The sequence below is a fragment of the Paenibacillus sp. strain BS8-2 genome, assembly GCF_054483835.1.
On sequence record NZ_CM137010.1, the window covers coordinates 2,211,043 to 2,232,092 of the forward strand.

15 protein-coding genes are annotated in these 21,050 nt (G+C 52.5%); 12 read left to right on the forward strand and 3 right to left on the reverse strand.

The genetic code is table 11. From position 1 onward, the window contains the following. The first annotated feature begins 265 nt into the window (after positions 1-265). The 6 genes from ACX1C1_RS09740 (at position 266) to ACX1C1_RS09765 (ending at position 7,940) form a co-directional block, all read left to right on the forward strand. Positions 266-2,014: a sensor histidine kinase gene (locus tag ACX1C1_RS09740; protein WP_458956883.1), complete on the forward strand. Its 1,749-nt coding sequence runs from the start codon at positions 266-268 to the stop codon at positions 2,012-2,014. After that, entirely contained in the window at positions 2,007-3,575 is a 1,569-nt protein-coding gene (locus tag ACX1C1_RS09745) for a response regulator (protein WP_458956884.1), read from the forward strand. Before ACX1C1_RS09740 ends, ACX1C1_RS09745 begins: the two co-directional genes overlap by 8 nt. A 263-nt stretch (positions 3,576-3,838) precedes the next feature. Then, a complete protein-coding gene (locus ACX1C1_RS09750) occupies positions 3,839-4,759 on the forward strand; it encodes an ABC transporter permease (protein WP_458956885.1) in 921 nt (306 codons plus the stop codon). Positions 4,760-4,833: 74 nt separating this feature from the next. Beyond that, positions 4,834-5,706: a carbohydrate ABC transporter permease gene (locus ACX1C1_RS09755; RefSeq protein ID WP_458957646.1), complete on the forward strand. Its 873-nt coding sequence runs from the start codon at positions 4,834-4,836 to the stop codon at positions 5,704-5,706. Between the two features lie 63 nt (positions 5,707-5,769). Further along, on the forward strand, positions 5,770-7,338 hold the full coding sequence (locus ACX1C1_RS09760) for an ABC transporter substrate-binding protein (RefSeq protein WP_458956886.1): 1,569 nt from the start codon (positions 5,770-5,772) through the stop codon (positions 7,336-7,338). Between the two features lie 239 nt (positions 7,339-7,577). Further along, positions 7,578-7,940 (forward strand): DUF423 domain-containing protein, encoded by a 363-nt coding sequence (locus tag ACX1C1_RS09765; protein ID WP_458956887.1) that lies wholly within the window; start codon positions 7,578-7,580, stop codon positions 7,938-7,940. A gap of 65 nt (positions 7,941-8,005) precedes the next feature. Here the strand turns inward: ACX1C1_RS09765 and ACX1C1_RS09770 are convergent, their stop codons facing one another. The 3 genes from ACX1C1_RS09770 to ACX1C1_RS09780 all read right to left on the reverse strand — a co-directional run bounded on the left by ACX1C1_RS09770 (position 8,006) and on the right by ACX1C1_RS09780 (position 10,096). Then, positions 8,006-9,364: an SEC-C metal-binding domain-containing protein gene (locus ACX1C1_RS09770; RefSeq protein ID WP_458956888.1), complete on the reverse strand. Its 1,359-nt coding sequence runs from the start codon at positions 9,362-9,364 to the stop codon at positions 8,006-8,008. Positions 9,365-9,449: 85 nt separating this feature from the next. Then, positions 9,450-9,890, reverse strand: coding sequence for a hypothetical protein (locus ACX1C1_RS09775; RefSeq protein ID WP_458956889.1), 441 nt, complete (start codon positions 9,888-9,890; stop codon positions 9,450-9,452). Positions 9,891-9,892: 2 nt separating this feature from the next. Continuing rightward, a complete protein-coding gene (locus ACX1C1_RS09780; protein ID WP_458956890.1) occupies positions 9,893-10,096 on the reverse strand; it encodes a helix-turn-helix transcriptional regulator in 204 nt (67 codons plus the stop codon). Between the two features lie 221 nt (positions 10,097-10,317). On the opposite strand from ACX1C1_RS09780, the gene ACX1C1_RS09785 reads away from it, so the two are divergent. From ACX1C1_RS09785 to ACX1C1_RS09810, 6 genes are all read left to right on the forward strand, one after another. After that, complete coding sequence (locus ACX1C1_RS09785) at positions 10,318-11,610, forward strand: mechanosensitive ion channel family protein (protein WP_458956891.1); 1,293 nt, start codon at positions 10,318-10,320, stop codon at positions 11,608-11,610. A gap of 230 nt (positions 11,611-11,840) precedes the next feature. Beyond that, positions 11,841-12,041, forward strand: coding sequence for a cold-shock protein (locus tag ACX1C1_RS09790; protein WP_458956892.1), 201 nt, complete (start codon positions 11,841-11,843; stop codon positions 12,039-12,041). A 95-nt stretch (positions 12,042-12,136) separates the two neighbouring features. Beyond that, complete coding sequence (locus ACX1C1_RS09795) at positions 12,137-12,379, forward strand: cold-shock protein (RefSeq protein ID WP_458956893.1); 243 nt, start codon at positions 12,137-12,139, stop codon at positions 12,377-12,379. 162 nt (positions 12,380-12,541) lie between these two features. Continuing rightward, complete coding sequence (locus ACX1C1_RS09800) at positions 12,542-13,693, forward strand: epoxide hydrolase family protein (protein WP_458956894.1); 1,152 nt, start codon at positions 12,542-12,544, stop codon at positions 13,691-13,693. A gap of 71 nt (positions 13,694-13,764) precedes the next feature. Next, positions 13,765-14,667: a helix-turn-helix transcriptional regulator gene (locus ACX1C1_RS09805; RefSeq protein WP_458956895.1), complete on the forward strand. Its 903-nt coding sequence runs from the start codon at positions 13,765-13,767 to the stop codon at positions 14,665-14,667. Between the two features lie 174 nt (positions 14,668-14,841). Further along, a complete protein-coding gene (locus tag ACX1C1_RS09810) occupies positions 14,842-20,979 on the forward strand; it encodes a DUF3320 domain-containing protein (RefSeq protein WP_458956896.1) in 6,138 nt (2,045 codons plus the stop codon). Positions 20,980-21,050 lie beyond the last annotated feature (71 nt).

Sequence of the window (21,050 nt, forward strand, 5' to 3'; positions counted from 1 at the left end):
AGAATCGGTATAATCTGCGGTTATTCAACGAATGGGATAGGTCTCGATGGGATCATTTCGATGGAATAAACCAATGAAATCATAGAAATCATTGAATTAGTATTAGGTTTCGTTGATCCACTCCATATTGCACGTCAGCCTCCGATCCTATAATGAAAGAAGGAAGGAACCAGGACGGTGCTATTGTGCACAAACTAGTAACCGCTTACGCAGCGTTATACAATAGGACATGTAGCATGAACCTGATCGTAAGGGGACCATACAGATGGATAGATTCCTGACAAAAAAGAAGTATATCCCGTTTACGTATAAAACGATGATTCCTTATCTCGTTCTTGTATTGCTAACGGATCTGCTGATTGGTTATATCGCTTATACAATGCTCGTACAATCCAGAACCGAGATGGCGGAGACGAACATTCGAACCGCGCTGGAGCAGACGCAGAGCAATCTGGAGTACCAGATGGAAGAAATCAGACGGCTTACGGATTCGTTGTTCCTGAATACGACCTTCCAGAACGCCCTTCAATTTCATGGAGATTTGCGGGAAAACATGCTTAATTTGAAGGATGATATCGTGCCATACATGAAAGCTCCTTTGCAGCTGCTAGGGAACAAGCTGCGACTCGTGCTTTATGTGATGAACGACGAGATGCTTGAAATCGAGGGCGACGATATGTCAGCACCGATCAATAGAAGTGATTATTACGTGTTATCTTATCGGAACGTCGAGCATACACAGTGGTTCAGGTCGATTAATTCCCTTAATCAGGACAAAATATGGCTGCAGCTGGATACGGACCGTGAGCTTGGCAACATCTCCTATGTCCGTAAGCTGTATGCCTCGAACGGCGACCAATCGCTGATTGGTTATGTCCGAATCACAGCCAGGTTCGACGAGCTGCTCGGAAGCTTCGATGCTTTCCCGCTCGATCAAGGGGTTGCCCTGCGTTTAATGGACGATTCGACTGGGGAGAAGCTTTACGAAAGAGGCACGGTGAACGAAGTTGCTGGCGAAGATTCCTATTTGATTATTAGCGATTATATTACGGGCTCCAACTATCTCATCGAAACATGGGTGCCGCGCAGCTACTTGAATAAGGATGCGCGGAGCATGCAGCAAGCCATTGGTGCGGTCTGCCTCATTAGCTTCTTGGTCATGGCGTTGATCGGATTATTGGTTGCACGTATTTCTGGCAAAAGAATGAAGAAGATCATTACGATGGTCCAGTCGCTTGAGGACGGCAATTTCTACAAACGAATCGGCTTTAGCGGCAATGATGAATTTGTTTATATCGCCGATGCCTTCAACCAGATGGCCGGGAGCATTCAGGTGCTGATTCGGGATGTGTACGAGCAAGGTATCCAGAAGAAACAAGCAGAGCTGGATGTGCTTCAAGCGCAGATCAATCCGCATTTTCTTTATAATACGCTGTCGACCATCGGCAGCTTGGCTAATATGGGCGAAGCGAAGAAGGTTACCCAGATGGTGCATGGCTTATCCAGATTTTATAGACTAACGTTAAACGATGGACGCATCTATATTTCGATCGAGCAGGAATTGGAGCAAATCAAGACCTATCTGGACATTCAAAGAGTTAAATATGCGGACGCCTTCCGGGTTTATTATGACATTGACCCTCAAATTTTGGGCGTGACGGTCATCAAATTAATTTTGCAGCCATTTGTGGAAAATATCTTTAAGCATGCATGGTTCGGAGATACCATCTCCATTCGGATTAGCGGCAAACGAGCTGGCGATCGCATCGAATTAAACGTTATTGATAACGGCATCGGGATGCGGCAAGACACGCTCCGGGGGATGCGTTCGAATTCGGAGTCGAGCGGCGGCTACGGCCTGAAGAACGTGGAAGAACGGATTAAATTAATCTACGGCAATGACTTTGGCATTCGGATCGGCAGCTATTATGGCTGTGGTACGACTATTCAGCTTATTCTGCCAGTGGATCCTGTACATGTCCGGGAAGGTGAAGGGGGAGGGCGAGATGTTTAACAGCGATATTAACGTGCTGCTGGTGGATGATGAAGCGGTGGATCTGGAATGGCTGAGACGGCGAGTGACCGATTATGCCTCATTCGCCAGTGTGCGCACGGCCTCCAGTGGATTTGCGGCATTGAAGCTGATGGAGCAGCATCCGATTGATATTATTCTCTCGGACATCAATATGCCCATTATGTCCGGGATGGAATTTGCTCAGAAGGCCAAAGAGATCAACAAGGATGTTCATTTTATATTTATCAGCGGTCATGAGGACTTTGGATATGCCAAGAAGGCGATACAATTGAACGCATATGGCTATCTGCTGAAGCCCGTTGAGGATCAAGAGCTTGAAGCGATTCTGCAAGGCGTATGCGAAAAGATCGAACAGCATCGAAAACGGCAAATTTCGTTCGCAGCAACCATGTCGTTGGTGAATCAGGAGCTGCTGCTTCGATGGTTCAATGAAGGCGCGCCGGAGGAAGCCGAAATTCATATACGCGGATTTATGGAGCCTATGCTGTCATGCGGGACGGCGGTTGCGATGATCGAGATCGATGATATCGAATGGAAGATCAAACATACCACAGAAGAAGAGAGACGCAAATGGATCAACCAAGCAGGGCAATTCATCCGTCAATACATGGAGGAGCATCGTGCCGGCACGGTGATGGTGACGCATGATCATCATTTTATCGTCCTTGCCGCCGTTAAGGATGCCTATTTCTCTACGGTACTCTCGGATCTGATTCAAGCGTTCTACAAGACGTTTTCGTTCTCGATTACGATAGGCAGAGGCGGCTATATTCATACGTTCGACAAGCTGCACGACTCCTACAGGCAGGCGCAGGCCGCACTAAGCATCAAGTGGATTATCGGGAAGAACAGATTGATTCATGATGCGAAGGAATGGCAGCCCAAAGAGAAGATGGCATCTAATCTCGAAGAAATTGTTGATCGGATGCTGCAAGCCATGCTCGAATACAATCTGACGGTTATTGACGACTGTCTCATGGAACTGCTTGTTAGGGATACGCAGAAGAACGAGATGTACGATCTCATTATTCGGATCACCTCCAAGCTGCATGCCGATCTGCAGCAAATGAATGAACATTTGTACGACATGCTTAATTGGGACGCTCATCAGCCCTTCGTGCTGTTCCAGTTCGAGACGGTCGAGGATATCATTTCGTGGCTAAGACGACGCTTCTTCGAATTGTCGGAGCTGCTCTACATGAAGCGGCAAAAACAGAAACGAAAGCTGATTGAAGAGATTACAGCTTATATTACGGAGAGGCTGGACCAGAAGGTCACCCTGAGCGAGGTTGCCGCCCACTTTGGTTTTACGCCGAATTATCTCGGGCAGTTGTTCAAGCTTGAAACAAACAGGTTGTTCAGCGACTTCCTAAATGAGCTGAAGATGGAGCGGGCATGCGATCTGCTCAAGGACCCTACCAAAAAAGTGTATGAAATCGCGGCACAAGTGGGCTATAAGAATATTATCTATTTCAACAGGCAGTTCAAGGAGTACACAAACATGTCTCCGAGCGAGTATCGCAAGAAACGCAAAATTTGAAAACCGTTCCTTCTGGAGGTAGGGGCATCATCCCCCCTGCACCCGAGGAACGGTTTTTATTTAATTCTAAGCATTTTTAAGTTTGCAACTTATCTGTGTTTAGAATGCCCGGAACGAAACGCGTCCCGCCGCCAAAGGACGGCGCAGCCGTTTCACCTTGTATAAACCTAACCAATCGTTGATTTTGTATAAGGTTTAGTTGAACCGCTGAATTATCCTGTATCTTTGCCGCAAGTATAATAGATTCATGGAGGGGAGCACAGATGACTTTACGTACATTCTGGAAAGATCTCAAGCAATACAAAGTTCTGCTGTTGATGCTGATGCCTGCCGTGTTGTTCTATCTTCTATTCGCCTATCTTCCGATGGGCGGCATCGTGCTTGCATTCAAACATTTCAACTATGCTGGGGGCATATTCGGGAGTCCTTGGAATGGATTCGATAACTTCCGATTTTTCTTCGAATCAGGGGATGCATTCCGAGTAACGAGGAATACGGCGTTATACAATATTGCTTTCATTGTCATTAACAACGCGTTGCAAATGTTTGCTGCGATCTTGTTGTTCGAGGTCGGAGGCAAATGGTTCCGCAAAATCATTCAATCGGCATTGTTTCTTCCGTATTTCATCTCGTGGGTCGTCGTTGGCGCGATTGCCTATAACCTGTTGAATTATGACATCGGCACGGTCAATGTACTGCTGCAAGGACTCGGGATGGAGCCGGTCGATATCTATAACACACCAGCCTACTGGCCATATCTGCTCGTACTGGTATCCGCATGGAAGAGTCTTGGTTATGGCACAGTCATGTACTTGGCCGCGATCACAAGCATTGATACCGAGATGTACGAAGCAGCGGAGATTGATGGGGCGAATATCTTCCAGCGCATCATGAAAGTGACGATTCCGAATCTGTACCCGACGATCATTATCCTGGTCCTGCTTGCAGTAGGAAATATATTCCGCGGCGATTTCGGAATGTTCTACAACATGGTAGGCAATAATGGGATGTTGTTCTCCTCAACAGATGTCATCGATACCTTCGTCTTCCGTTCATTGATTTTGTCCAATGATATGGGGATGTCGGCAGCCGCCGGTGTATTCCAATCCGTGCTTGGATTCATCACCATTATGACAGTCAACTATGCTGTTCGCCGGTACGACAAAGACCGCGCATTATTCTAAAGGAGGGCCCGTACATGAGTGCAATAGAACGACAGGCAGACCAATCGTTTGCAAAGTCATCTGGCGTCAAAAACATGGATCGCAAACTATTCTCAATCATGGGCTATGCCTCATTAACGATATTGGCGCTGCTCTGCTTGCTGCCGTTCTTGCTCGTCGTATCGTCCTCGATGACCAGCGAGCAAAAAATCATCGTAGACGGCTATCAGTTCATACCGCTGGAATTTTCACTCGAAGCTTTCACGATTTTGTTCAAGTATCCGGATCAAATGATCAACGCGTACCTTGTGACCATTGGTGTGACGGCGGTAGGAACCTTGTTCGGTCTGCTGCTGACCTCCATGACATCATATGCCTTATCACGCAAAGACTTCAAATGGCGCAACAAGTTTTCATTCTTTTTCTTCTTCACGACGCTGTTCAACGGCGGCCTTGTCCCTTGGTACCTGCTCATTGTCAATTACCTGGGGATGAAGGACACATTGCTGGCTCTCGTTATTCCGTTGTTGCTTAATGTGTTCTACATCATCGTGATGAAATCGTTTTTGAGCGGCATCCCCGAAGCTATCGTGGAGTCGGCCAAAATCGACGGTGCCGGTGACTTCCGGATCTACGTCCAGTTAATCCTGCCGCTCTCTAAGCCGGCGCTGGCTACAATCGGATTGTTCCTTGCCCTCGCGTATTGGAACGACTGGTACCATGCTTTATTATTCGTCTCGGACGAAAAGCTGATGCCGCTGCAATATTATTTGTACAAGATGCTAGGCAACATGGATGGAATGCGCAAGGCGATGATGGGGGCTGGAGCAGTCGTTACGACCAGCGTGCCAACCGAAAGCTTGAAGATGGCGATGACCGTTGTCGCGACCGGACCGATTCTGCTGGCTTATCCGCTCGTTCAGCGTTACTTTGTCCAGGGATTGACGATTGGCGCAGTAAAGGGATGATCCCGGGATTTTTCCTGGATAATCATATAAGCAATCATTTACTTTAATAGGGGGAATGAACGAATGTTACAGAAAAGTAAATTAAGTATGCTTGCGGTTGCGATGACTTCGGTAATGGTATTAGGCGCTTGCAGCAATAACAATACAAGCTCGGAGCCAAGCGCAAGCACGGCGCCGACTTCAGAAGCATCACCGAGTGCTTCGGCGGATGCGTCCGGCAAGATTGATACATCCAAAGAAGTTCAATTGAAAATGGTATTTGTAGGACCGAAGCCAGTCGATTATGATACAGTGTTCACGGAGATCAACAAGAAGCTGAAAGAGAAAATTAATGCGACTATCGAAGGCGAATTCCTCGACTGGTCCGACTGGGCACAGAAATATCCGCTGAAGCTGGCGGCTAACGAAAACTTCGATTTGATCTATTCTGCCAACTGGGCAGGCTACAACGATCAAGCTCTGAAGGGCGGTTTCTTGGAGCTTACTGAAGAGATGCTCTCCACGTATGCGCCGGAGACTTGGGCCAAGATGTCGCAAGTCAGCTGGGATCAAGCCAAGGTTAATGGCAAGATATACATGATTCCTCAGAACAGAGGAGAGTCCGTCGAGAAGCTGATCCTGTATCGCGAGGATTTGCGCACCAAATACAATTTGCCTGAAATCAATAGTCCTGAAACATTTGCAACATATTTGAAAACGGTTGCCGAGAATGAGAAAGGAGTCGTACCATTCACACCTGAGACAGGCGACTGGAAATATCACAATCTTGACCGTGTCTTGATGAAGCAGCAGAACGAATGGAACATGTTCGACCTGGATATGCCGTTCGCTTACAAACTTACAGACGATGCTGGCAAGGTATTCAACGTGTATGAAACGCAGGAATTCAAGGATTTGCTTGTTTACTACAAGGATCTCGCGGATCATGATGCTTGGTCCAAAAACGTGCTGAATAGCAAAAATGATCACCAAGCGGACTTCAAAGCGGGTAAGACGGCTTCGATTACGCATAACAATGGTACGCTTGGAGCGCTTATGGCTCTCATGCGTCTAGAAAACTCGCCATATGAGGTTAAGCTGGCGGATATCAACCAAGGCAAGAAAAAGTCTGTTGCCATCTCGACGCAGAACGGTACATCGATTCATGCAACTTCGTCGAACGTGGAGCGTTCGCTCATGTTCATCGATCTGATGCAAAATGACAAAGAGCTTCACGACTTGATGATGTACGGTATCAATGGCGTTCACTATACGCCGGTTGGCGATACTAAATTTGCCGCAACGGACAAAAACCAGAATTACACGGGCTTCTCGAACTGGAACTTCAACTCGCCGCTTAACCGTGACAACGAAGCGTTCCCGCAAGAGGCTTCTGATCTGGTTAACAGCTGGGAAGCTGGCGTATATCACTACAAGCTCGAAACCTTCGTATTCGATAACAGCAAAGTGAAATCGGAAGTGGCCAATGTAGGCAATGTTATGCTGCGTTATGCGATTCCGCTGGAGTATGGACTTGTTGCAGACCTTGATAAGGGGATTGCTGATCTGAACAAGCAGCTGAAAGCAGCGGGCATTGAGAAGATTCAGACCGAGCTGCAAACTCAAATCGATACGTTCCTAGCGAACCAATAGATCAACGAGTCGGCAAGTCGTATTCAATGGATGATGTGAAGTAAGGCGCATAATTAGAGCTAAGGCGGTGCTAGGGGATATCCCTGCATCGCCTTACTTGCGTTTTTCCAGTGCATAGATGTTGCGGATAGTCGATAAAGTGGGCAAAGCGCTGTGAGTGGCTTACGCGTGAGTCTGCGCTTATGGTATGATGTGGTATTGTAACGTGAGCAAATTTTCGAACGAGGTGGGAAATCGGGATGGAGCTGTTTGTCGCGCTTGGCAGTTGTTTGATGGCATTAGCAGTTGCGCTTGGAGCCTTTGGCGCTCACGCGTTGAAGCGCAAGTTATCGCAAGAGAAGCTGAAGGTATTCGAAACTGGCGTACAGTATCATATTGCGCATGCACTCGGATTAATACTGGTCGGTCTGCTTGTGAATGTATACCCTGAGGCTGGGTTGCTTGTGGCTGGAGGCTGGTTTATGATAGCTGGCATTATCTTGTTCTCTGGCAGTCTGTATGTACTAAGTGTGGCCAAAGCACGGTTTCTTGGTCCCATTACGCCGCTAGGCGGACTTTCGTTTATGATCGGCTGGGTGCTGGTAGGAATAGGCGTTCTCTAGCGAAAAAGGCGATGCAAGGGATTTCCCTCGCACCGCCTTTTTTTGTGCTCCATTCATGGAGCCCCTTATTTTTTAGGAAGCAGCTGCAGCAATTGGGGTCTCGTCATCCAAAGGTTGTAGTTGATCTGAGCGTATACGATCGCTTCCCGATCATCACCGAATCCGATATATTCGGGCATGAGGTGAGGCAGCTTCTTCTTGCCAAGCAGATAAGGAGGGACGAACGGGTTCTGAGCGTATGCTTCCTTGATCAGCTTGGTAAGTTTAGGCGTATTGCCATGGAGTCCATATTCCACAAGGACGCGGGAGTAATTAGCGGCTGCAGTTCCATCATCTTTGAACTGCTCACTAAGCTGTTCTGCACCATTCCAATCCTGTATCTCGATCAGGGCAGGCAGGAGCAAATCGCGAACGCCTTGATTGTCATTCGGGTTCAGCTCCAGCAGCTCGCGATAATGTTTAATCGCATCCACCATGTTGTCCATCATCGCGCAGGCCTCTGCATACCCTTTCTTCGCTCTCATGTATGGACGGGTAGGCATATACATCCAGAAGTGACCTTTGTTTTCCTCGAAGAAAGCCTCTCCCAGCCGCTTCTCCTCAGATAACATCCCCTGCTTATAGTAATAAGCCATATCCTTAGCCGATGTCGCGCACTCCGCCATGACATTATAGGCGTTGGCATTGCTTGGATCAAGCTGCAGGGCGTCTTGTGCAAGCTTCATTTTTCGCTGCCTATTCGGCTCTTCCCACGCCTTGTATAGGAGCTCGGCGGCTTGCTCCTCCTTGCTGGATCCTGCTTTTTGCTGAGGCATCTTATTTATGGTTTGTTTCAGAAAAGCGTCAACTTCATCCTTCGAGTTAAAGTTTTGCTGTGCAATTAGAGCATGAAGCTGAGCCATCGTTTGCTCCGCTTTCATATGAGAGCCTGCCCCACCTGTGATCAGCTGCGGAGATGAGGGCTTTTCTTCCAGCCAATCGGTTTCCGTTACCAGGTAATCGTAAATTTGATTCGCTCTTTGGGATAGTGTCGTGGCGGATACTTCGTGTTTTTTGGCAATCTCAGCTTGGGTCGTGTTGTAGTCGTACATCTGGCAAAGCAGATACTCAAGCGCTGAAGGATATACGCCTATCTTCTTCGTGACGGGAGCTTTTGCAATCGCGAACTTGTTCCAAGCGCCAAGTAGCTGCTCGATTTCATCAGATCTATATAAACCTCGCGTGGTGTCAATGAAATGATGTGCGATAGCCTGATGAAGCTCGCTAGGCCATTCGAGAATACGATCAATTTTGTCTTCGAGTGAAAGGGGCTGCGTGGCTGTTAGCCCGATAACATTTGTAGCTTCATCTTTGCTCAGACAACATTTTTTGTACTTCAAGCCGCTCCCGCAATGGCAAGGGTCGTTCCGGCCTATTTTCTTCATAAAGAACCTCCATGGACATTAATCTACCTAATATAATCAGCTAAAATCCCCTTTTTGTCCAATTTGGAGGAAGGAATGCCGAATTTCAAAGCTTGCGGGCATAGTAGACCCACGAGGCATAGAACACGATTAAGATGAAAAATTGACTGCCCATTAAAGAGAAGAACACCGTTTTATTCAGAAAGCCTGCAATGATGGTAGCGATGCCAAGCCCCAGGTGGATCATACCCATTCCGAGTGCACTTGCATTCCGTACAATTAGAGCGGTTCTCTCATCCGTTTCTGCAATGATCATCTTTTTCATAGCCTCTTCGTTTCTGATCACTCTTATGCAATTGCCCAAATATATGAGGCAGAAAGCCTCAAGACCGATGAAGGCTCCGATATGAAAGCCTTTGATAAAGCTAGGCAGCGCGGGAAGCTGATCGCGATACAAAGTCAGCACCAAAAATGCGATTGCAGTTAATACGGCAGCTGACGATACCAGGGTGATCCGAATGAGCGTCTTCTTCTTGTAATCATTCATAATTATTCCTCCATGTCGCTGAAATCGAACACTTGTTCAATTGTCAGACCAAAGTGTTTGGCAATCTTGTAAGCCAGGACCAGAGAAGCCGTGTACTTCCCAACCTCGAGCGAAGTAATCGTCTGCCTTGTGACACCGACGGCGAGTCCCAGCTCTTCCTGAGACAGCTTATGCTGCTTACGCAGCTCAGCAATACGAGTCCTCAATTCATCACTCCTTTGCAATGCTTGCTTTGCATAATTAGTATAGTCTGCTTTGCATTAATTGTAAAGCAGGCTTTGCATAAAAAAGATAAAGGCGCAGAAATGCTTATTATCTGCACATTTTAGAGCATTTTAGAGCTAACTTTGATGTAACTTTCCTCATGAAACCAATCGGGCATAATGATTATGTTAGAATAATAGGACTACATACTTGGGAGGTCATAATGGAGTTTATACAATCACAGTTGGCGGAGTACGGAGTTAGTGCAAGGTATATCGGATATTTGACGAACATGATTATGATTGTTGCGATTGCCGCAGTGAGCATAGCTGCAAATTGGATCGCCAAAAAAGTGGTGCTGCGAATTATCGTTCATATTATTTCGAACAAACGGGTGAAATGGGGCAGCGTCATTCTTGAGCATCAAGTGTTTCAGAAGCTGTCGCACATCGTCCCTGCGATTATCATTTATATGTCAGCTCCGGTATTTCCGAGCTATCAGAAGCTCATCGAGGCAGCGGCATCTACGTATATCATCATCGCGGCGCTAGCTGTAGTCAGCGCGCTGCTTAATGCATGCGATGCGATCTATCGCACCTTCCCGGTGTCCAATATTAGGCCGATTAAAGGGTATATCCAAGTGGTCAAAATCGTACTGTTTATCATCGGCGGTATTATTACGATCTCGATCCTGATCGGACAGAATCCGATTATTATTTTGAGCGGTCTTGGCGCATTGTCGGCTGTATTGATGCTGATTTTCAAGGATTCGATCCTCGGACTGGTTGCTGGCGTGCAGTTGTCATCCAACGATATGGTTCGTGTAGGCGATTGGATCGAGATGCCCAAGTATAACGCGGATGGCGATGTTGTAGACATTACCCTTAATACCGTTAAGATTAGGAACTTCGACAATACGTTTACGATGATTCCCAGTTATGCGCTGATTTCGGATTCATTCAAGAACTGGCGCGGTATGCAGTCCTCAGGCGGTCGGCGGATCAAACGAAGCATCTTTATCGATACCAGCAGCATTCGTTTCTGCTCGGAGGACATGATTGCGAACTACACGAAGATCCATTATTTGCAGGATTATCTGGCTAGTCGACAACTGGAAATTGCGCAATACAATGAGGAACACGCGATTGACAGGTCCAGCAACGTGAACGGCAGGCAGTTAACTAACATTGGCGTGTTTCGGGTATATATTCAGCAATATCTAAGGAATCATCCGCGGATCCATCAGAATATGACGCTGATCGTGAGGCAGTTGGCCCCTGGGGACAGCGGGCTGCCGCTAGAAATTTACGCGTTTACTAACGATACCAATTGGGGCATCTATGAGTCGGTGCAAGCCGATATTTTCGACCATATCTTCGCGGTTGCCCCATCCTTTGGACTTCGGGCTTTCCAGAATCCGACGGGGTTTGATATTGCCCAAGGCATGGAGCGCAGCACATCACAATCGCAAGAAGACAGGTCGCCGAGGGACCGAGTTGTTATGGAGAACGAGTAGCAGGAACATCAATTCGGCGTGGGGCCGCTTCGTGTTAGAACGAGGCGGCTACGTTCTTCCAGCATTTGAATTTGTTATTAACTTGTACATATGGTACAATGAGTTTATTGGAATTTTGACCTCAATTCACATATTGCAGAGGGTTATTATTTTGATTAATAATCTTGTGCAATATGTGAATTTTTATTTCTAACCGAATAGAAATCATGTAAAACAATGGAGGTGTCACTATGCAAACAGGAACAGTAAAATGGTTTAACGCAGAAAAAGGCTTCGGCTTCATCGAGGTTGAAGGCGGCGAAGACGTATTCGTTCACTTCAGCGCTATCGCAGGCGACGGATTCAAATCGCTTGACGAAGGTCAACGCGTTGAGTTCAACATCGTTCAAGGCAACCGCGGCCAACAAGCCGAAAACGTAGTAAAACTGTAGATCAGACAGTGCCCCAAACTTATCGTTTGGGGCTTTTGTTTTGTTAAGGGCTACGATTGCAAATTGCGATAATGACTTCAAAGGGGGATTATTCGATGTCATATTCTTGGAATAAACCGCTAGAGAATTTGCCCGAAGAGATGACCACCATATGGACCTGCAGCCAAGACGGATGCAACGGCTGGATCAGGGATAGTTTCTCGTTCAAGGAGCAGCCGGTATGCCCGTTCTGCAAGACATCCATGATACGTGGGGAGAAGTTATTGCCTATCCTTATTACTCGGGATCAAGAGATTAAGCAGTACAGGAAAAAACAGAGAGCGGAAGAGCTTATCTGAATGATTTATCTGAATGACGAAATGTGCAGAAGCACATCCAAGCGGGACGAAGCGTCCTTGCTGGGGTGTTTTTTTTGTCTGCAAATTAATTATGACAAACATGCTGTCATAATTAATTTGTTATTCTTCTTGCGTACCCAATCGAGAGGAGAATGATCAAGGATGATGAACGCTAAAGAAACCATATGCCCATACCGCATCGAAGTATCGCAGGAGGAGCTCGACGATCTGAAGGGAAGGCTGGCTCGCAGCCGCTACCCGGAACTGCCGGAGACCGGTTGGGAACGCGGTGTTCCGCTGTCTTATTTGAAGGAGCTGGCGAACCATTGGCAGCAGGAGTACGACTGGCGCGGCCAGGAGAGCCGGCTGAACGAATGGCCGCATTTCATGACGGAGATCGATGGGCAAAACATTCATTTCCTTCACGTTCGATCCCCGGAACCCGATGCCAAACCTCTAATGCTGCTGCACGGCTGGCCGAGCTCGTTCGTGGAATTCATGGACGCTATTGGGCCGCTGACCAATCCCGCCGCGCACGGGGGAGATCCTGCCGACGCCTTCCATCTGGTCATTCCGTCGATTCCCGGCTTCGGGTATTCGACTCCGCTGGCCGGAGCAGGCTGGACGCCCAGCCGCATCGCGGACGTTTTCGTGCAGCTGATGACCCGGCTAGGCTATGAACGTTTTGGCGTGCAAGGCGGAGACACGGGTTCCTTTATCGCGCCGGAGATGGGGCAGCTGGCGCCGGATCGCGTGATCGGCATCCACATGAACGCGATGCTGACGTTCCCGTCGGGCGAAGAGGGAGAGCAAGAGAGCTGGACCGAGGCGGAGCGGGAGAGGCTGGCGCGGATGGAGAGCTTTAACGACGGCTACTTGCAAATCCAGTCCAAAAGCCCGCATACGCTCGCCTATGGCTTACACGATTCGCCCGCTGGGCAGCTGGCTTGGATCGTCGAGATGTTTGCCCGGCTAACGGACACCCCGGATGGCTTGCCGGAGAGCGCGATCGATCGCGACAAGCTGCTGACGAACATTAGCGTCTACTGGTTCGGCGGTACGGCTGGCTCGTCAGCGCAGATCTACTACGAGTCGATGAACGATCCCATGGCTTGGATGCCCAAGGAGAGAGGTACGGTCCCGACGGGCGTGCTGGTTTCCCAGAAGCATGACGTCACGATTCGCCCGCTGGCCGAGAAGGATCATAACATTACGCATTGGACGGAATCCGCGGTCGGAGGGCACTTCTTCGCGATGGAGCAGCCGGGCAGGTTCGTGGAGGATGTTCGGTTGTTTTTCCGCACGCTGGGGTGAGTTCGACTGGGGATAGCGCGATGTGATAGGCTGGTGGCAGAAGGACGAAGTTGGGATAGCGGGGTGAGAGGATGAAGCTGGACCGGTTGCTTGCGATTACGCTGGAGCTGATGGCCCAAAAAAGAGTGAGAGCCGCCGACCTGGCATCCCGGTTCGAGGTATCCACCCGCACGATCTATCGGGAGATCGAGCTGATCAACCAAGCCGGCATCCCGGTCGTCTCCTATACGGGAGCGGACGGCGGGTTCGAGCTGATGGACGGCTTCTTCCTCACCAAGCAGCACTTCACGGTGCGCGACTTCGCCGTTATCTATCGGCTGCTCCAAAGCGTGGAGGGCGCCGTAGGCGACCGGTTCACGACGATGAAGGATAAGCTGCGCAGTCTGCATCCCGGTCTGGCGGACGGAGAAGGCACGGACGAGCTGCTGTTCCATCTGAGCACGGCGGAGTTCGAGCGGGAGCTGGTTCGGCAGGCGTATCGAGCGATCGGGGCGAAGCGAGTCATCGCGTTCGACTATATAAGCGCGACCGGCAAGAAAACCGCGCGACGCTTGGAGCCAACTCGGTTGTTCTGGGACCACGGCTCGTGGTATGTCGAAGGGTATTGCTTGACCCGCTCGGCTAAGCGGATGTTCCGCGTATCGAGGATGTCGGAGCTCCGGGTCACGGAGGAGACGTTCGCGGAGCGCGAGCTTGCTGATGGGGAGTCGGAAGATCCTGAAGAGGCGCCGCTCGGCATTCCAGCCCATCTGCGATTTCATAAAAGCGCGGATCCCCGGGTATCGGAGCAATTCCGAGGCGAGTGCAGCCGCGAGGGCGAGCATATCGACGTGAGGACGGTATTTTTTAATGAGGATTATGCATTGTCGGTCGTGCTGAGCTACGGGGCAAAGGTTGTGGTAGTGGAGCCGGAGGAGCTGAAGTCGGCGCTGATTCGGAGGCTGGAGGAAATCCGCCGGCTGTATGAGAGATAGATCCGCGTCCCGAAAGGGATTGCGGATTTTTTTAATTCTCGGAATGAAACGCGCTACGCCGCCAAAGACGGCGATAGCCGTTTCACCTTGGCTGGCCGCGGTGGATGGGAAATAATACCCATCTGCGTTATAATGACAACAATAGAGCTTTTTCGGAGAGGCAGGGACTGCAACTTGGAGAACGTTGTCGATAAAGGGCTGACATGCGATTGGATGCGCCACAGCGTCGTGAATTATGCCATGCAACAAAATTACGTGCCGATCGTGCAGAAGATCACGCTGGGCAACCATTCGGACAGGAGCTTGCACGACGTTCGGCTGACGGTCACCAGCGAACCCGAGTTCGCGGCCGTCTGGACCAAGACGATCGATGTCATTCTGCCCGGGCAAACCATAGAAATTAGCGCCGTCCCGATCGAGGTGTCGGGCGTGTATTTGGCCAATTTGACGGAGAGGCTCGAGGGTACTCTGAAGTTGGAGGCGGCATGCGGGCAAGAGGTCGTGTACCGGGATCGGTCCCCGCTATCGGTGCTGGCCTACGATCAGTGGGCGGGGCTTGCGATCATGCCGGAGATGGCCGTGGCGTTCATCATGCCCAATCATCCCGTTATCGCCAGGATCATCCGGGAAGCCGCCCCGTATCTGGAGAAGTGGACGGGAAGCTCCGCGTTCGACGCCTATCAGACCAACAACCCCAACCGGGTCCGCCATCAGGCGGCCGCGGTTTATTCGGCGATTCAGGCGATGGAGGTCATCTATTGCGTGGCGCCTGCCAGCTTCGAGGAGATCGGCCAACGCGTCAGGCTGCCGGATGACATCACGGGCAACAAGCTGGGCAATTGCCTGGATCTGACTCTGCTGTACGCGGCATGTCTGGAAGCGATCGGCCTGCATCCGCTCGTGGTGTTCACCGAAGGACACGCGTTCGCGGGCGTGTGGCTGATTCAAGAGTCGTTCTCGGAGAGCGTGCAGGACGACGGCTCGCTGCTGACGAAACGGATGGCGGCGGGCGTGCACGAGATTAGCCTGGTCGAGTCGACGATGATGTGCGAAGGCAGCAAGGCATCCTACCAGGAAGCCGAAAAGAAGGCGGCTGCGCATCTGGACAAGCCGGAGTCGTTCTTCGGCTTCGTCGATGTCAGACGAGCGCGCGCCAGCTCGATCCGTCCGCTGCCGATCCGCATCCGGACGGCGACGGGCTACGAGATCGCGGAGGAGACGGGCGGCAAGTCCCCGGCTGCCGAAGAAGCGCCGGAGGATTTGGCCATCCGCGTACGGCCGACCGAGGTGTCCGCCATCGCGGTAACGAAGCAGAAGCAGTGGGAGCGCAAGCTGCTCGACTTGACGCTGCGCAATACGCTGCTCAACTTCCGCCATACCAAGTCGGCGCTGCCGCTGCTCCACACGCGATTGGGCGAGCTCGAAGACGCGTTGTCGGAGGGGCAAGAATTCCAGCTGCTGCCCAAGCCGTCGGATTGGGACAACACGCTTCGCAGCGCGGAGCTGTTCCGCGGCATCGGCAAGGATCATCCGCTCGGCACGTTGATCTATGAGGAATTTCGGAATAAGCGTCTTCGCGGAGACGTGAGCGAGCGGGAGCTGGCGGACAAGACGGTGCATCTCTACCGCTCCGCCAAGCTGTCGATCGAGGAGAACGGCGCGAATACGCTCTATTTGGCCCTCGGCTTATTGAAATGGTATGAGTCCGCCGCAAGCGAGCTGCCGAGATACGCCCCGATCGTGCTTGTGCCGGTCGAGCTCGTCCGCAAATCCTCGAGAGCCGGCTTTGTGCTCCGGGTGCGGGACGAGGAGCCGCAGATTAACATTACGTTGCTGGAGATGCTCAGACAGGACTTCGGCAGCCACATAGGTGGACTGGATCCACTGCCGAGGGACGAGAAAGGAATCGATCTGGGCGGCATCTTCACGACGATCCGGCATGTCATTATGACGATGCCGCGTTGGGACGTCGTGGAGACGGCGATTCTGGGCTTGTTCTCGTTCAGCCGCTTCGTAATGTGGAACGATATTCGGAGCCGGTCCGACGAGCTCGCGCGCAATAAAGTCGTCGCCAGCCTCATGGCGGGACGCATGGAATGGGAGCAGCCGGAGACGTTCCCCGATTCGGGGAAGCTCGACGAGCTGTATGCGCCGGACCAGCTGCTGCTGCCGATCAGCGCGGATTCCTCTCAGATCTCGGCGATCAGCGCGGCGGGCAGCGGCAAGAGCTTCGTCCTGCACGGTCCGCCGGGCACGGGCAAGTCGCAGACGATCACCAACATGATCGCGTCGGCGCTCGCCAGCGGCAAGACGGTGTTGTTCGTGGCGGAGAAGATGGCGGCGCTCAGCGTCGTGCAGAGCAGGCTCGAGAGCATCGGACTCGGCGCGTTCTGCTTGGAGCTGCACTCCAACAAGAGCACGAAAAAAGCCGTGCTGGAGCAGCTTCGCCGCACGTTGGAAGCCGCCCGCACGGCATCTCCGGAGGAATGGAGAAGGACGGCGGACCGGCTTGCGGCTTCGCGGCAGGAGCTGAATCGCCACGTCGAGGCGTTGCATAAGCCTTACGGCTTCGGCTCTTCGTTATATGAAGCCATCACTCGTTACGGCATGGCGAAGTCGGCTCCGTCCGTGATCGCATTCGAGCCTAGCGTTGTTGGGGGCATGAACAAGGAGGCCTACACGGTGTGGAGCGACCTAGTACGGGAGCTCGCCGTCGTGGGTGAAGCGGCGGGCCATCCCCATGGCCACGTATGGTCGGACGCAAACGTGGCGGCCTATCATCCGCAGATGCGCTCGCAGGCCGAAGAGCTGCTGGCCTCCTATCAAGCTTCGATTGCCGGATTAAGCTCCGCTTACGGAGCGATCCATACGTTGTTAGCGTATCCTGTCGAACATCCCTCGTCGGCGGAGCTTGCTCGGGTGGATGCTGTCGTTCGCGAGCTTCAGCTTGCGCCTTCGGTTGTTCCGGTAGGCCTGCTTCGCGCTGCCGATCCGGAAGCCGCCGGCGCCGAAGTGCTCCGGGCTATTCGCCATGGCAAAGCGAGGGATGAAGCCAAGGGGCAACTGTTGAAGCGATTCACGGCGGATGTATTGGCTTTTGACGCGGGGACGGCCTTGCAGGAATGGAAGAAAGCGGAGCTCCAATGGTTCTTGCCGAGACTGCTGAAGCAGAACCGGATCTTCAAGCTGCTCAAAGGCAAGGCGATCGCCGGAGCGGCGCTTCAGAAAAACGAGACGGAGCAGCTGCTGGGGCAGATCGTGGTCTACCAGACGGAAGCCGCGGCGCTCAAAGGAACGGAGGCCGTTGCCGCCCCTTTGCTTGGAACGATATGGAACGGTGGCGAAGCGGACTGGGACGCCGTGCAGGCGGCCCATTCCTGGACGTTGTCGCTCGGCGAGAAGCTGCTGCAGCTGCACCAAGAGCTGTCCGCGGCGCAACATGCGAGAGAACGATTGGCGGACGCTTATGCGGCTGGCAGGGGTATTTTCGATGGGAAACACGGGGAGTCGTTAACGAATTATAGCAGCGCCTATCGGGAGTTCGGGCAACGGGAAGAACAGCTGACGGCCTTGCTGCGGCTGGACTTGACGGCTATGGATCGTAAGCGCGGAGAGCAGCCTTGGTTCGAATTCCGGGCCGGGCTGGCTCAGACATGGCAAGAGAATCTGGGCTTATTGAGGGATTGGACCGCGTGGAGGCAAGTGCGCGAACGTGCCTTGAATGCAGGGTTGACCTCGGTAACGTCTGCTTACGAGGGCGGACTTTTAAGCCATGGGGACCTGCAAGCGGCTTTCGAGCAAGCGTGGAACAAAGCCGCGATCGCGTATATTCTCGAGACCGATCCGCAGCTGGCTTCGTTCTCGGGGCGTTTGTTCGAGGAGAAGATCAAGTCGTTCCAGGAGACGATGGAACGTTTCGAGCAGTTGACGAGGGAAGAGATCGCGGCGCGATTGGCCGCGAATATTCCGTCGATCGGCAATCAGGCCGCATCCAGCTCGGAAGCGGGCATTCTGCTGAGGGCTATTCGAAGCGGGGGCAGGGGGTTGTCTCTGCGCAAGCTGTTCGAGCAAATTCCGAATTTGCTGAACCGACTGTGCCCGTGCGTGCTCATGAGCCCGATGTCCGTCGCGCAGTATCTGGATCCGAAGTACGCGCCGTTCGATCTGGTCGTCTTCGACGAGGCGTCGCAGCTGCCGACAAGCGAAGCCGTTGGGGCCATGGCCCGCGGCCGCAATGTCATCGTCGTGGGAGATCCCAAGCAGCTGCCTCCGACGAGCTTCTTCTCCAGCGCGGGCGTCGAAGAGGAGGGCGACGCGGTCGTTCCCGAGGATTTGGAGAGCATCCTGGAGGACTGTCTGGCCCTCGGCATGCCGCAGGACCATCTGCTCTGGCATTATCGCAGCCGGCATGAGAGCCTGATTGCGTTCAGCAACCGCCATTTCTACGAGAACAAGCTGCTGACCTTCCCATCCCCGTCGGAACGACAATCCAGCGTGAAGTGGCATCCCGTGGGAGGCTTCTATGATCGCGGCCGAACCAAGCAAAACCGCGCCGAAGCGGAAGCCGTCGTGGCAGAGATCGCTCGGCGCCTGAAGGATCCCGTGCTGGGCAAACGGAGCATCGGCGTCGTGACCTTCAACTCCATCCAGCAGACGCTGATCGAGGATATGCTGGACGAAGCGTTCCGCCGCGATCCCGAGCTGGAGACGGCGGCCGCGCGGTTGTACGAGCCTATTTTCGTCAAAAATCTGGAGAACGTGCAGGGCGACGAGCGGGATGTCATCCTGTTCTCCATCGGCTACGGGCCCGACGCCACGGGCAAGGTCGTCCTGAACTTCGGACCGCTCAACCGAGATGGCGGCTGGCGCAGGCTCAACGTCGCCGTCTCCCGGGCACGGCACGAAATGCACGTATTCTCCACGCTGCGGGCGGATCATCTAGACGTGTCCCGTACGAGGGCGGAGGGCGTAGCAGCATTGCGTTCATTCCTGGAATATGCGGAAAAGGGTACCTCGGCGCTCGGCTTAGGGCTCGAAGAGGTCAGCTCGCGTATCGAGGGAATCGAGCGGGCCATCGCGGAGGCGCTGGAGGCGGAAGGCTACAAGGTCGATCTCCACGTGGGCACCTCCGGCTACCGGATGGACCTCGCCATCGTCGATCCAGATCAGCCGGATACGTATCTGCTGGCCGTATTATGCGACGGCAGCGGCTATAAGACGGGGAAAACGGCACGTGACAGGGAAGTCTTGCGCGGCCAAGTGCTGCGCCAGCTGGGCTGGAGCATCCACCGCGTATGGGCGATGGATTGGCTGGACAATCCGGAGAAGGAGATTGGGCGGATTGTTGCGTCGGTGAAAGTGGCTAAGGAGCGGAAGGTGGCAGGCGGGGTTAACGCCGCTTCGGAGAATGGCGCGACGGGAATTGGGGGAGTTGTCGTTAGTGCTGCGGAGGAGAATGCCGGGGTGGATCGTAATGGGGCAGAGGGCGTCATTGATGCGAAGAATGCCACGGCGGAGAGAAATGGGGCGGACGTCGTCATCGCTGCGGAGAGTGACGTGGCGGAGAGAAGTGGAGCGGACTTCGTCGTCGATGCGGATAATGCTGAGGTGACTAGAAAGACGGGTTCAGCTTTGGCTGATGGGACTCTGCCTTCGGATGCCGTGGGCTCGAGCTCAAGCGAGGAAACAGTCGCGTTGTCTTCCGTCGAGACCGTGAAGCAGGCCGCGATTTCGACGCCGGCCAGCAGATGGCGCGCCTCTTATCAAGCGGTGAGCCTGGTGCCTGTGTCCAAGCCGTCCGAAGAGTTTTATAGCGCCTCCTCTAGTAAGCTTGTGAAAGATCAGTTGATGCAGGTCATCGAAGGTGAGGGTCCAATCAGCCGGTCGCTGCTCACTCGCCGCGTGATCCAAGCATGGGGCATGACCCGTTCCGGCGCGCGCATCGAACGCCATCTGGACAGCTTGCTCACGTCGCTGCCCATCCAGACCACGACGTGGGAGAGCAACGTCTACTATTGGCCGAAGGATGCAGATCCCTCGCAATATGGCGTCTATCGGATCAGCGACAACGAATCTGAACGCCGCAATGCCGAAGAGCTGCCGCCCGAAGAAGTGGCGGTCGCCGTCCATGACGTGCTGTTCGTCCATGGCAGCTTGACCGTCGATGACCTCGTGAGGGAAACGGTGAAGGTGTTGGGCTACGCGAGAACCGGCGCAGCTCTGGATCGGGTGCTGCGGAACGGTATTCAGGTGGCGGTGAGCCGGGGGTTGGCTTCGGAGGAAGAGGGTAGGGTTTCTTTTAGGGCTAAGTGAAGATGAATAAGGTAAGAACATGGGTTGAGGGTTTGAGCAGTTTCCCTATGTAAAACCAATTGGTGTATAAT